General features: G+C 63.4%; 10 protein-coding genes. 5 read left to right on the forward strand and 5 right to left on the reverse strand.

Features of this window, described 5'->3' with window-relative positions; genetic code table 11:
* Positions 1 to 50: 50 nt before the first annotated feature.
* The 4 genes from ACQ3C8_RS08320 to ACQ3C8_RS08335 all read right to left on the reverse strand — a co-directional run bounded on the left by ACQ3C8_RS08320 (position 51) and on the right by ACQ3C8_RS08335 (position 5,652).
* Positions 51 to 611, reverse strand: coding sequence for a DUF882 domain-containing protein (locus ACQ3C8_RS08320; protein ID WP_428851247.1), 561 nt, complete (start codon positions 609 to 611; stop codon positions 51 to 53).
* Positions 608 to 2,278 carry a L,D-transpeptidase family protein gene (locus tag ACQ3C8_RS08325; protein WP_428851248.1) on the reverse strand — a complete coding sequence of 557 codons (1,671 nt, stop codon included), beginning with the start codon at positions 2,276 to 2,278 and terminating at the stop codon, positions 608 to 610. Before ACQ3C8_RS08325 ends, ACQ3C8_RS08320 begins: the two co-directional genes overlap by 4 nt.
* Before the next feature lie 318 nt (positions 2,279 to 2,596).
* Entirely contained in the window at positions 2,597 to 4,009 is a 1,413-nt protein-coding gene (pntB, locus tag ACQ3C8_RS08330; RefSeq protein ID WP_428851249.1) for a Re/Si-specific NAD(P)(+) transhydrogenase subunit beta, read from the reverse strand.
* 38 nt (positions 4,010 to 4,047) lie between these two features.
* Positions 4,048 to 5,652, reverse strand: a complete 1,605-nt coding sequence (locus ACQ3C8_RS08335; protein ID WP_428851250.1) for a Re/Si-specific NAD(P)(+) transhydrogenase subunit alpha — start codon at positions 5,650 to 5,652, stop codon at positions 4,048 to 4,050.
* A gap of 486 nt (positions 5,653 to 6,138) precedes the next feature.
* Here ACQ3C8_RS08335 and ACQ3C8_RS08340 point away from each other — a divergent pair, with 486 nt between their 5' ends.
* The 3 genes from ACQ3C8_RS08340 (at position 6,139) to ACQ3C8_RS08350 (ending at position 10,122) form a co-directional block, all read left to right on the forward strand.
* On the forward strand, positions 6,139 to 6,384 hold the full coding sequence (locus ACQ3C8_RS08340; RefSeq protein ID WP_037029205.1) for a transcriptional regulator: 246 nt from the start codon (positions 6,139 to 6,141) through the stop codon (positions 6,382 to 6,384).
* A gap of 100 nt (positions 6,385 to 6,484) precedes the next feature.
* Positions 6,485 to 9,055 carry a DNA mismatch repair protein MutS gene (gene mutS / locus ACQ3C8_RS08345; RefSeq protein ID WP_428851251.1) on the forward strand — a complete coding sequence of 857 codons (2,571 nt, stop codon included), beginning with the start codon at positions 6,485 to 6,487 and terminating at the stop codon, positions 9,053 to 9,055.
* Positions 9,055 to 10,122 carry a hypothetical protein gene (locus tag ACQ3C8_RS08350; RefSeq protein WP_428851252.1) on the forward strand — a complete coding sequence of 356 codons (1,068 nt, stop codon included), beginning with the start codon at positions 9,055 to 9,057 and terminating at the stop codon, positions 10,120 to 10,122. The genes mutS and ACQ3C8_RS08350 overlap by 1 nt, the downstream gene beginning before the upstream one ends.
* A gap of 69 nt (positions 10,123 to 10,191) precedes the next feature.
* Here the strand turns inward: ACQ3C8_RS08350 and ACQ3C8_RS08355 are convergent, their stop codons facing one another.
* Positions 10,192 to 10,710 carry an FKBP-type peptidyl-prolyl cis-trans isomerase gene (locus tag ACQ3C8_RS08355; RefSeq protein WP_009521139.1) on the reverse strand — a complete coding sequence of 173 codons (519 nt, stop codon included), beginning with the start codon at positions 10,708 to 10,710 and terminating at the stop codon, positions 10,192 to 10,194.
* Positions 10,711 to 10,721: 11 nt separating this feature from the next.
* On the opposite strand from ACQ3C8_RS08355, the gene ACQ3C8_RS08360 reads away from it, so the two are divergent.
* Both ACQ3C8_RS08360 and ACQ3C8_RS08365 read left to right on the forward strand, forming a co-directional pair.
* Positions 10,722 to 11,924 (forward strand): JmjC domain-containing protein, encoded by a 1,203-nt coding sequence (locus tag ACQ3C8_RS08360; RefSeq protein WP_428851253.1) that lies wholly within the window; start codon positions 10,722 to 10,724, stop codon positions 11,922 to 11,924.
* Between the two features lie 288 nt (positions 11,925 to 12,212).
* Positions 12,213 to 12,431: a hypothetical protein gene (locus ACQ3C8_RS08365; RefSeq protein ID WP_037029172.1), complete on the forward strand. Its 219-nt coding sequence runs from the start codon at positions 12,213 to 12,215 to the stop codon at positions 12,429 to 12,431.
* Positions 12,432 to 12,594: the final 163 nt, after the last annotated feature.

Below are 12,594 nucleotides of genomic sequence, written 5' to 3' on the forward strand. Positions count from 1 at the left end.
CGGGCCGGAGGCAAGTCTTTGGCCAAGCTGGTAAAAAAACCGGTAAAAGGCTACCAGTGGCGGACACGCCCGACGTCCACGTGCACGAACTGCTCGCGCGGATAGTAGCCGACACCCCCGAGCTGCAGGCCAAGCGCCGCATCCCGCAGATCCACCAGTGCCACGCCGGGTATCCGGATGTCGATGGCCTTGCCGTCCATATGCAGGCTGCGCGTGGCCACCCCGCCACCACGGGTGCGTTTGAGATGGGCATTGGTTTCCGGGCAGCGGTAGCAGGAAATGACCTCGAAGGCTGTCGTCTGCCTCAGTTGCAGGCGTAAGGCATGCAACAGATCGAACAGCGCCGGATCGATCTGCCCTACCGTTCCCGTGTAGTGATCCCGCATGAAATGATCGAGCGAGCGCAGTGCCGCCGGCACATAGCTGCCATCGACAGCGTAATCAAGCGCAATCTTCTCGCGGGTATGCGTGTGATCGAATGCGAGGTGGCGTGCGGGCGCCGCACCCAGCGCCATTGCAGGCGTGACGAGCGGCAGGGTGGCACCAGCCACGGCCACTTGTGCGACGCGCCGCAGCACGTGGCGGCGATGAAGATCAGGTTTGGTGGTCACGCTGGTGCGCCCTCCCGAATGGATACTGGGACACGGCCCTGCCCCGCAGCGCCAACTGTCGGCGTCCGCCGGGGCCGCTTGAGGGCGGCATCGAGCAGCTTGTCATGACCATACAGGTCATCAAAGAAATAGAGTCGCCCGCCGTTCTTGACGAGGCTGGTGCCGTACACGATCACGACAGGCACCGGTTCCTGCAGGCGGATCGTGGATGAGGCACCCTTCTCCATGGCGGCACGGATGCGGGCTTCATTCCATTCCGGTGCATTCTGCAACACGAATTTGGCGAGCGCCACCGGTTCCTCGACACGCACGCAACCGTGGCTGAAATCGCGGCGGTCGCGCTTGAACAGTTGCGGCGATGGCGTGTGGTGCAGGTAGATGTTCTCGTTGTTGGGAAACACGAACTTGATGTCGCCCAGCGCATTCTTCGGCCCGGGCCGCTGGCGTATACGCATCTGGCCGCGCAGCACGGCATCCAGATTGGCCTCCGACAGCGTGCGGATCACCTGCCCCGTGCCGGTCACGAACTCGAGGCCTTGCTGCTCGAAATACGCCGGACTGCGCCGCAGTTTCGGCACCGTCTCGGCCCGCGCGATCGACGGCGGAATATTCCAGTAGGGACTGAACTCGATGAAGCGCATGTCCTCTTCGAAGAGCGGCGTACGCGTATCCAGCGCCTTCCCGACGATCACGCGCATGGTGGCCTTGACGTCGATCTGGCCATCGCGAATCTCATAGGCCCGCAGCACGAATTCCGGCACGTTCACCACAATCATGCGCGGCCCATGCAGCAAGGGCAGCCAGCGCAGCCGTTCGAGCGCCAACTCGATCTGGCGGGCGCGCCGGGCGGGCGGTACATTCAACTGGTCGAGCGTGCGTTTGCCCAGCACGCCGTCCTGCTCCAGTCCATGGCGCTCCTGGAACGATTTCACGCCATCCACGAGCACGCCCTCGTAGCGCGCCGGCACCGGCGTGCCGTGCGGCAGATCGCCGAGCGTCACAAGGCGGGCCGTTAGTCCTTCCAGGCCGGCATAGGTGCCGCCCGGTGCCAGCTTATTGCCCGCGACGGGCGGCAGGGGTGTTTGCCAAGCCCCGGCGTCGAGCGCGCGATAGCGACCCAGCGCAGCCTGGAGCTGGCGATACGTGGGCAGCGCCGGCTCTGCGGCGCGTACGGCCTCAGCGAGGCGATTGCTGGCGACAGCCTCACGCAGATAGGCGGCCGCATCGAAGGCAACGCCTGACGCCACATCGTAGCGCTCATGGATGCTGCGCGGATCGACCCGACCACCATGCAGGTCGGACAGGTAGCGCTGCATGGCCGTGGTCAGGCGCTGGTCGAAGTCGACCAGCAGCACGGTATCGGCCCCGGGCGTACTTGCCTGTGCAAAGGCCGCGCGCAGAGCGGCTGCGTTGTAATCCTGCGGAACGAGGCCATGTGCATCGGCCGTGGCCAGCATGTCGACAGCAACCCGCGCCTGCGGCCGTAACCGCCCGCCATCGAGCCACAGCCCCGGCTCGACGGCCCATGCCAGCACCGGGGTCATCAGGCAGGCAAGCAAGATCCGCTGCACGGCGCGCCGGCAGGAAACGGCCAGCTCGGTGGAGCGTGAAGGGGAAAGCAGAGGACGACGGAATGCGGACGACGTCGTGCGCCGTCGCCTCCCCATCATCCGCCATGCTGCTAGGAGAATTGACGTAGGCATGACGGCGAGGATAACAGACGCGCGCCCCTACCTTGCATCGAAGGCGCCATGCCCCCTGCTGTCCTAAGTACATCATCGGCCTTGTGCAGCCCTCCTCGTCGAACTGACGGAGATGCCATCCGCGGGATGACGCACGACAGAAAATAGGTACCCAACGACTCCGCTCAAGGGCTGCCTCGACGTACGCAACCCATGAAAAAAACCCCGCATGGCTCGCGGCCCCGCGGGGTTTTTTCATTGACCGGGCGTGGAATACAGCCGCCGCCCGGGATCGAGGGTCGATCAGCCCTTGAGCGCGCCCAGGACCTCGTCCAGCATCTTCTTGGCGTCGCCGAACAGCATGCGGTTGTTCTCTTTGTAGAACAGCGGATTGTCCACACCGGCGTAGCCCGAGGCCATGGAACGCTTCATCACGATGGAGTTGCGCGCCTTCCAGACCTCCAGCACCGGCATGCCGGCGATGGGGCTTTCCGGATCCTCGGCGGCACTCGGGTTCACGATGTCGTTGGCGCCGATCACCATGGCCACGTCGGCCTCGGGGAAATCCTCGTTGATCTCGTCCATTTCCATCACGATGTCGTACGGCACCTTGGCTTCAGCCAGCAGCACGTTCATGTGACCCGGCATACGGCCTGCCACCGGATGGATGGCAAAGCGTACGTCCACGCCCTTCTCGCGCAGGGTCTTGGTGATCTCGCACACCGTATGCTGCGCCTGGGCCACCGCCATGCCGTAGCCCGGCACGATGATGACGCTCTTGGCATCCTTGAGCATCTCGGCCGTCTCTGCCGCGCTCACGGGCACCACCTCACCCTGAGGCTCGGCCGCGTCGCCCTTCTTGGCCGGCGTACCGCCACCCGAGCCAAAGCCGCCAGCGATCACGCTGATGAAGTTGCGGTTCATCGCATTGCACATGATGTACGACAGGATGGCACCCGACGAACCCACGAGGGCGCCCGTCACGATCAGCAGGTCGTTGCTCAGCATGAAGCCGGTGGCCGCAGCCGCCCAGCCCGAATAGCTGTTGAGCATCGACACCACGACCGGCATGTCTGCGCCGCCGATGGCCATGACCATGTGCACGCCGAACAGCAGCGCGATCGCGGTCATAACGATCAGAGCCGTCATGCCCGCGCTTGCGTCATGGGCATTAAGGAACTCGCGGCCGAACCAGATCACCACGAGCAATGCGACCAGGTTGAGCCAGTGGCGCGCAGGCAGCAGCAGCGGCTTGCCGCCGATCTTGCCGTTCAGCTTGCCGAAGGCGATGAGCGAGCCCGAGAATGTGACCGCACCGATCAGGATACCGATGTAGATCTCCACTTCATGGATGATCTTTTCGGCGCCCTGGAACTGCACCGAGGTATCGACATAGCTGGCAAAACCCACGAGACAGGCAGCGAGACCCACGAGGCTGTGCATGAGCGCAACCAGCTCCGGCATCTGGGTCATCTTTACGACGCGGGCAGCGTACAGGCCAATGCCGCCGCCAACCACCAGGGCGGCGATGATCCAGGCAATGCCCGCGGCATCGACGCGCGGGCCAAACACCGTGGCCAGCACGGCCAGCGCCATGCCAATCATGCCGAACAGGTTGCCGCGGCGCGAGGTTTCAGGATTGGAGAGCCCACCGAGGCTCAGGATAAAGAGAATGGCGGCACCCAGATAGGCCACCGTAGCGAGACTTTGTGACATGATCGTTCTTCTTTCCTTGTACTGGTTCTGTCTCGTTCTTATTTGCGGAACATGTCGAGCATGCGGCGCGTCACGGCAAAGCCGCCGAACATATTGACGGCCGTCAGCACGATGGCGGCAAATGCCAGCCAGCGGATCAGGTCATCGGGACGACCGGCCACGCCGGCTTCGGGCGGTGCAATCTGTACCAGAGCACCGATGGCGATGATGCTGGAGATGGCGTTAGTCACGCTCATCAGCGGTGTATGCAGCGCCGGCGTGACATTCCACACCACCATGTAGCCGATGAAGCAGGCCAGCACGAACACGGTGAAGTGCCCCAGGAAGGCGGCGGGCGCGTAGGCGCCAATGAACCAGAACAGTACGGCAGCGACGCCAAAGATGATCGCCAGCGTCTTGGCCGGCAGTGGCCCCGTGCTGCCATGACCGTGGCCGCCCTTTTTCTCGACCACAGGCGCGGCCGCCTTGGGCGCGGGAGCAGGCGCAGTCTTGAGCGGCGGCGCAGGCCAGGTGATGGCGCCATCCTTAATGACCGTCAGGCCACGGATTGCATCGTCTTCCATGTTGACCACGACATGGCCATCCTTGGCCTTGCATAGTTCTTCCGTGAGGCGCAGCAGATTGGTCGCGTACAGCGTCGACGACTGCTTGGCCAAGCGCGAGGCCAGGTCCGTGTAGCCGATGATGGTGACGCCATGGCGCACCACGGCTTCGCCCGGCACGGTGAGCTCGCAATTGCCGCCCTGCTCGCCGGCCATGTCAACGATCACGCTGCCCGGCTTCATCGACTGGACCATCTCGGCCGTGATGAGCTTGGGAGCCGGCTTGCCGGGAATCAGCGCGGTGGTGATGATGATGTCGGCATCCTTGGCCTGCTCGGCGTACATCTTGCGCTGCGCAGCCTGGAAACCCTCGCTCATGACCTTGGCGTAACCGCCGCCGCCCGAACCTTCTTCCTCGTAATCGACCTTGACGAACTCGCCGCCCAGCGACTTGACCTGGTCCGCCACCTCGGCGCGTGTATCGTTGGCACGCACGATGGCGCCCAGGCTGGCGGCGGTCCCGATGGCTGCAAGACCCGCCACACCGGCGCCGGCGATGAACACCTTGGCGGGCGGCACCTTGCCGGCAGCCGTGATCTGGCCATTGAAGTAGCGGCCGAAGGCATTGGCTGCCTCCACCACCGCGCGGTAACCGCTGACACCGGCCATGGACGTCAATGCATCCATCTTCTGCGCGCGACTCAAGGTACGCGGCAGGCAATCGATCGCCAGCACCGTGACGTTCTTGGCAGCAAGCTGCTGCATCAGGTCGGGGTTCTGGGCAGGCCAGATGAAGCTGATCAGCGTTCCACCTTCACGCATCAGTGCCACTTCTTCAGCGCTTGGGGGGCGTACCTTGAGGACGATGTCGCTCTGCGCCCAGAGTGCGGCGGCACCCTCGACGATGTCAGCGCCTGCGGCGCGGTAAGCATCATCGCTGAAATTAGCCGCCTCACCGGCCGTGGATTCCACGGCGACGGTGAAGCCAAGCTTGATTAATTTCTCGACGACGTCGGGGACGGTGGCGATACGTTTTTCGCCCGGGAAGATTTCCCGCGGCACGCCGATGCGCTGCACCGGCTGGGTTGAAGTGGTCTGCATGAAAAATCCATATCAAGCACTCTTGTGCAATCCGCACACAAAAGCGCAGCGCCTCCGTCTTGGCGGAGGTACGCCTTGAGAACTCGGAACAAGTGCAAGATACCCGTCGACATGGTCAAGGGTTTTGCACCGACAATGGCCAGCCTGAAGCCGTTCAAAGACACATTTGAACGTCGTTCACTCTTGATCTTGCCATATCTCGCGAACACGGTCGAGCACTTAAATAGTGCACAGTTGCCGCTCAATGGTGCGAATACGGGATGGATCGGAACAAACCAGCCTCCATGAGAAGCTTACGATGCCATGGCGGCGCGCGGCTGCGGGCCGTTCCAAGCCACGTCAACTCCCGGCAACGGCGTCCATCGGGCTTTCTTATCAGCCTTGGCGGCACCCCTCTCCCAGGGGAGCCGGCCGGTTGCTGATACGCGCATTGAGCGGGTAATATCTGGTACCGTCCGCGTCCGCGTGGACCAATCGTTCGCTCCAATGCCTAACGCAACCAAACCGCAAAGCCCGCCTCCCGCCGTCATCCGCCAGGCCCGCACCATTGCCGGCCTGACCCAGATGGAAGCCGCCCAAACCGTTCGAGCCTCGCTACGCGCATGGCAGCAGTGGGAGGCGGATGACCGCGCAATGCCGCCCGGCCTGTTCGAACTGTTCATGCTCAAGACTGAGCAGTGGCCGCTGCGCAGTGGCAAGCCGGCCCGAGCGTCAGCGACAGCCGACAAATAATAGACACCCGCAACCAGGAAAACTTGTGCGCGAGTTTTCCTGGCTGCCTCATAAATTACTGATTTCAATGACCAAAACAGTCTCGTCTGGGCACACGCCAATGATGCAGCAATATCTGCGCATCAAGGCCGAGCACCCCGATACGCTGCTGCTGTATCGGATGGGTGATTTCTACGAAGTGTTTTTCGACGACGCTGAAAAAGCTGCACGGCTTCTCGACATCACGCTGACAAAACGTGGGGCCTCGAACGGCGTGCCGATTCCGATGGCGGGCGTGCCCTTCCATTCGCTCGAGCAATATCTCGCCAAGCTGGTCAAGCTCGGCGAATCGGCTGCCATCTGCGAGCAGATCGGCGACCCTGCAACCAGCAAGGGACCGGTGGAACGCAAGGTGGTGCGGATCGTCACACCAGGCACGCTGACCGACTCTGCCCTGTTGCCGGACAAGGTTGATACGCTGCTGCTGGCCTTGCACCGCACGGCAGCCCGGCGCGGCACGGCGGCGACCTGTGGGCTCGCATGGCTAAATCTCGCCAGCGGCGAGCTGCGCATGATGGAGTGCCCGCCCGCGCAACTGGCGCGCGAGCTCGAACGCATCCGCCCCGCCGAGATCCTGCTGGCCGACAGCGAGCGGCAGCAGATGGCACTGCCGGCCACCACCACGCACCTACCTGACTGGCATTTCGACATCGAGGCCGGCGACAAACGGCTGCGCGACCAGATGCAGGTTGCAAGCCTCGCGGCATTCGGCTGTGACGGCCTGGGCGCTGCGCTCGGCGCAGCCGGGGCACTGCTGAATTATGCGGCGAACACGCAAGGGCAAACGCTGCGCCACGTGCAGAGCGTGACCGTCGAGCGCGAGTCTGAATTCATCGGTCTCGATACCGCCACGCGCCGCAATCTCGAACTGACGGAAACGCTGCGCGGCACGGAGTCGCCCACGCTGTTCTCGCTGCTCGACACCTGCGCCACCAGCATGGGTAGCCGGCTGCTGCGCCACTGGCTGCACCACCCGCTGCGCGACCGGGGCACCCCGCAGATGCGCCAGCACGCCATTGCCACCCTGCTCACGCAGGACTGGCAGTCCATACAGGCGGTGCTCCGCCAGACTGCCGATATCGAGCGCATCACGGCCCGGCTGGCATTGCTCAGCGCCCGCCCGCGCGACCTGTCGTCGCTGCGCGATTCGCTCAAGCGCATGCCGCTGTTGCAGCAGGCCGTCGCACCTGGCGAGTCATCGCTGTTGGCGGTCCTCCGTGATGCCCTGCCTTGTCCTCCGGCCTGCCTCGGCCTGCTGGAGCAAGCCATTGCCGAGGAACCTGCCGCCATGGTGCGCGATGGCGGCGTCATCGCTACCGGCTACGATGCCGAACTCGATGAACTGCGGCAGCTGTCGCAGAATGCCGGGCAGTTCCTGATCGACCTGGAAACGCGCGAGCGTGCGCGTACCGGCATCGCCAACCTGCGTGTCGAATACAACCGGGTGCATGGTTTCTATATTGAAGTGACCAACGGCCAGGCCGACAAGGTGCCGGACGATTACCGCCGCCGCCAGACGCTGAAGAACGCCGAGCGCTACATTACGCCAGAACTGAAGGCATTCGAGGACAAGGCCCTGTCGGCCCAGGACCGTGCCTTAGCGCGCGAAAAGCTGCTTTTTGACGAGTTACTGCAGAAACTGCTGGCCTACATCGCCGATCTCAAGCGCGTCGCCGCGGCCGTGGCCCAGCTCGACGTGCTGGCGGCACTGGCCGAACGTGCACAGACGCTCGGCTGGAACCAGCCCAACCTGGTCGAGACGTCGACCGTGGACATCGTGCAGGGCCGGCATCCGGTGGTCGAGAACCAGGTCGAGAAATTCATCGCCAATGACTGCCAGTTATCGGACGTGCGCAAGCTGCTGCTGATCACCGGCCCGAACATGGGCGGTAAATCGACCTTCATGCGACAGACCGCGCTGATCGTGCTGCTCGCCTACGTCGGCGCATTTGTCCCGGCGGCACACGCTACCATCGGGCCGATCGACCGTATCTTCACACGCATCGGCGCGGCCGATGACCTGGCCGGCGGACGTTCCACCTTCATGGTCGAGATGACCGAAGCCGCCAGCATCCTCCACAACGCCACGCCAAACAGCCTGGTGTTGATGGATGAGATCGGCCGCGGCACATCGACCTTTGACGGCCTCGCGCTCGCCTGGGCCATCGCCCGGCACCTGCTGGGACACAATCGCAGCCATTGCCTGTTTGCCACCCACTACTTCGAGCTGACGCAATTGCCGCAATCATTCCCGCAGGCTGTCAACGTGCACCTGTCGGCCATCGAACACGGTGAGGGCATCGTGTTCCTCCACGCGGTGCAGGAAGGCCCGGCCAGCCAGAGCTATGGCCTTCAGGTGGCGCAACTGGCCGGTGTGCCGCAGCCGGTGATCCGCGCGGCACGCAAGCACCTGGCGTGGCTCGAGCAGCACGCAATCGGGTCGGAGACGACGCCGCAAATGGATCTGTTCGCCTTGTCGCCGGCAGAGGACGAAGCGCCTGCCAGCGACGTAGAAAGTACGGCGCGCCATCCGGCACTCGACGCGCTTGCCGCGCTCGACCCGGACGCCATGCCGCCACGCGAGGCCCTCGACGCCCTCTATCGCCTCAAGGGGCTCCTGGAGGCGCATTGATGTCTCGCCTGCCGGGAGTGCTGTTCAGACTGGTGCTGGGACTATTCCTGGGCGGCGCGCCAATCGCAGCCTTGCCCGCCACAGGCCACGCCACAAGCCATGCCGGCACGCGCGACGGCGAACGGCGCGAAGCCGAGCCGGTGCGCTTCGCCGTCCTGGCCGGGCTGCCTGCCGGCGATGACGAATCGCCGCGCATGCACCGCTTGCAGGAGGCCTTCGACCAGGAGCGCCCCGACTTCCTGATCCAGCTCGGACCGCTGCAGGGCCGGCGCACGGCCTGCAGCGACAACGCTCTGTACGCCCGCAAACTGGTGCTCGACACGCTGCCACTGCCGGTCATCCTGGTGCCGGATGAGTCCTTGTGGGCAGAATGCCCGCGTGTGCGGGGGCGCACCACCGACCCACTCGAGCAACTCGAACGCGTGCGCGAGATCTTCTATGCGGAAGACGCTTCGCTAGGCCAGCAGCAGATCGAGCTGATGCGCCAGTCGGAACAGGCGCGCTTTCGCAGCTATCGGGAAAACGTGCGCTGGATGCGCGGCAATGTGATGTTCGTCGGACTGCACCTGTCCGGCAATAACAACAACTACCGCAATGAAGCCGGGCGTAACCGCGAATTCGAGGATCGCCGCGAGGCCAACCGGCAATGGCTGGCCCGGGCGTTCTTTCTGGCGCGCCAGTCGCGCATGGCAGCCGTGGTCATCGCCACGCATGCGGATCCGGAATTCGGGAACAAATGGGAAGGAAAATCAGGCCCGAACCTGCTGGATGGGCTCGTCTCGCAGAAGAAGCGCGATGGTTACCTGGAGTTCAAGCGGCAATTGCGCGAGCTGACACTGGAATTTGGCGGGCCGGTGCTGCTCGTGCACACCGTGGATGACTCACGCACCAATCAGCCGATGCTCGATCATCCGCTGCGCGACCGGCAGGGGAAAACGGTCGGGATGTTCACGCGCATTGGGGTACCGGCAGGCCGGCTCTGGACACCGGTCAGCATCGGCAGCGACGGTACTGCGGCACTCGGGGACACCTCGCCGCAACCTGCCAGGAAGGGGCCGCGGCGCTAGGCGCCCAGCTTACGCATGGGTCCGGCACGCCGCCGCGCGGCAGCATGACGGACCGCGCGCGGCACCCACTCAATGCAGGGTCGGCGGTTCCTGATCTTCGTCGACAACCTCGAGTCCGCTCGCGCCATGGGCATGGCCGTGCTCGATCTCTTCCGGCGTCGCCGCGCGCACGGCCTTGACCTGCAGCCAGAAGCGCAGCGCCATGCCGGCCAGCGGATGGTTGCCATCCAGCACGACCTTGTCGTCCGCCACGTCCGTCACGGTGTAAATCACCGAATCTTCCTCGTCGCCGTCCTCGGGGATGCCCTCGAACTGCATGCCGACTTCCAGCGGATCCGGGAAGCGGTCACGGGCTTCGACCTTGACGAGCTCGGCGTCGTATTCGCCAAAAGCGTCATCCGGCTCGAGCTGCAGATGCGTCTCGAACGACGGCTCCTGGCCTTCCAGCGCTTCCTCGATCTTGGGGAACGTGCCATCATACCCGCCGTGCAGATACACCATGGGCTCATCGGACTGTTCGATCAGCTCACCCTGCGCATCGGTCAGTTTGTACATCACCGAGACCACGGTATCTTTCGTAATTTTCAATTGTTGGCTCCATGAACGATTCTGCATTATACGCGCCCGCCTCCCCCTTCGATTCCATCGCACCGGATGCACCGCTGACTTTGCTGGGCGGTCTGACACCGCGGCAGTTCATGCAGGAATACTGGCAGAAAAAACCGCTGCTGGTCCGTCAGGCCATCCCCAACTTTGTGCCGCCGGTCGACCCGCGCGCCCTGTTCGCGTTGGCGGATCAGGACGATGTGGAATCGCGCCTGGTCACCTTTTTCCGCAATCGGTGGAAGATGGATCACGGCCCGTTCGCGCCAGCCAATCTGCCTGCGCTCAAGCAGAAGCAATGGACGCTGCTGGTGCAAAGCGTCAATCTGTTCCATCCGGCTGTCGCCGCGTTGCTGGGACAGTTCCGCTTCGTGCCCGATGCGCGCCTCGATGATGTCATGATCAGCTATGCCACCGATGGCGGCGGCGTCGGCCCGCATTTCGATTCCTACGACGTGTTCCTGCTGCAGGCGCACGGTAAGCGCCGCTGGCAGGTGTCGACCCAGAGCGACCTGACGCTGCGCAGTGGCCTGCCACTCAAGATCCTCGCCAATTTCGAACCGCAAGACACCTGGACACTGGAACCCGGCGACATGCTCTACCTGCCCCCGCAATGCGCGCACGACGGGGTCGCCGAAGGCGAGTGCATGACCTATTCCATCGGCTTCCGGGCGCCCGGCTTCCGCGAACTGAGCGGGCATTTCCTCGCCTGGCTGGCAGACAGCCTGGAAGACCATCCGGATTTCGCCGGTCTCTACGCCGACCCCGACCAGTTACCGACCACCACACCGGCACGCATCCCCGCCGCCATGCCTGTTGCCCTCGCGGAGCGTCTACGGAAGTTGCAGTGGGATGACGGCATGATTGCCGAGTTTCTGGGCGCCTACCTCAGCGAACCGAAGGCCAACGCGGTCTTCAGCAGCCCGAAGCGGCCTGCGCTGGAGCGCTTCGAGCGCCAGGCGACCGCACAGGGCATTCGCCTGGCGGCGGCCTCGATCGCGCTCTATGATGAACGCCACTTCTACATCAACGGCGAGACCTACGAGCCGCCCCAGGCCCTGAAAGCACATCTGGTACGCCTTGCCGACACCCGCCAGCTGGCGGGTTCGGACCTGGCCCGCGACGCTGCGCTGCCTGATCTGATGGATACCCTCTTCGGGTGGTATGAAGCGGGCTGGATCGAGACCGGCAAGCACTGAAATCCGAAGCGGGCAATACCCCGCGAGAAGCCTGCCAGCCTTGGGTTACACGGCGTTACATCTTATTGGGAACAAAGCAACACAATAGGGCTGATTCCCTATTGTGTTGCTACACAACGATTACAAAGCTCGCTATAATCGCTGGTTGGTAAACTTGTTGTACTAGCAGTCGCCAGATGGTGCTGTGAAGTTCTACAGATTGCCTCCGAAGTTGAAGAGCGATAATTACCGGTAATTATTTTTCGCCCGTTTTCAGTTTCATACATTAATCCTGAAAGGATCTAAAAAATGAAAAAATCTCTCCTGATCGCCTCGCTGCTCGCCGCTGTTGCCCTGGCCGCTTGCGGCAAGAAAGAAGAAGCCGCTGCTCCGGCTCCGGAAGCTCCTGCTGTTGAAGCTCCGGCTTCGGCTCCGGAAGCTGCTCCGGCTGCCCCGGCTGCTGATGCTGCTACCGCTGCCTCGGCTCCGGAAGCTGCTTCGGAAGCCCCGGCTTCGGAAGCCAAGTAATTCCTGGCTCGCAGTAAAAAAGCCGACCATCTGGTCGGCTTTTTTATGCCTGGAATTCTTGTGTCTGAAATGTTTGCACCGGCGTCTTCGACAAGCGATTCCTGTACTGCGCGGCGCATGGCTTGAGCTGCCGTCAGTGCATGTCATCCTCTGCGCTCCGGAC

The sequence above is a fragment of the Imbroritus primus genome (assembly GCF_964332355.1).
In the GTDB taxonomy this organism is placed as follows: Bacteria; Pseudomonadota; Gammaproteobacteria; order Burkholderiales; family Burkholderiaceae; genus Imbroritus; species Imbroritus primus.

Bases quoted from the DNA above. Each gene is read 5' to 3' on its own strand.
- ACQ3C8_RS08325 (WP_428851248.1), bottom strand. From the start codon at position 2,278: ATGGGGAGGCGACGGCGCACGACGTCGTCCGCATTCCGTCGTCCTCTG.
- pntB (WP_428851249.1), bottom strand. From the start codon at position 4,009: ATGTCACAAAGTCTCGCTACGGTGGCCTATCTGGGTGCCGCCATTCTC.
- ACQ3C8_RS08335 (WP_428851250.1), bottom strand. From the start codon at position 5,652: ATGCAGACCACTTCAACCCAGCCGGTGCAGCGCATCGGCGTGCCGCGG.
- ACQ3C8_RS08340 (WP_037029205.1), top strand. From the start codon at position 6,139: ATGCCTAACGCAACCAAACCGCAAAGCCCGCCTCCCGCCGTCATCCGC.
- mutS (WP_428851251.1), top strand. From the start codon at position 6,485: ATGATGCAGCAATATCTGCGCATCAAGGCCGAGCACCCCGATACGCTG.
- ACQ3C8_RS08350 (WP_428851252.1), top strand. From the start codon at position 9,055: ATGTCTCGCCTGCCGGGAGTGCTGTTCAGACTGGTGCTGGGACTATTC.
- ACQ3C8_RS08360 (WP_428851253.1), top strand. From the start codon at position 10,722: ATGAACGATTCTGCATTATACGCGCCCGCCTCCCCCTTCGATTCCATC.
- ACQ3C8_RS08365 (WP_037029172.1), top strand. From the start codon at position 12,213: ATGAAAAAATCTCTCCTGATCGCCTCGCTGCTCGCCGCTGTTGCCCTG.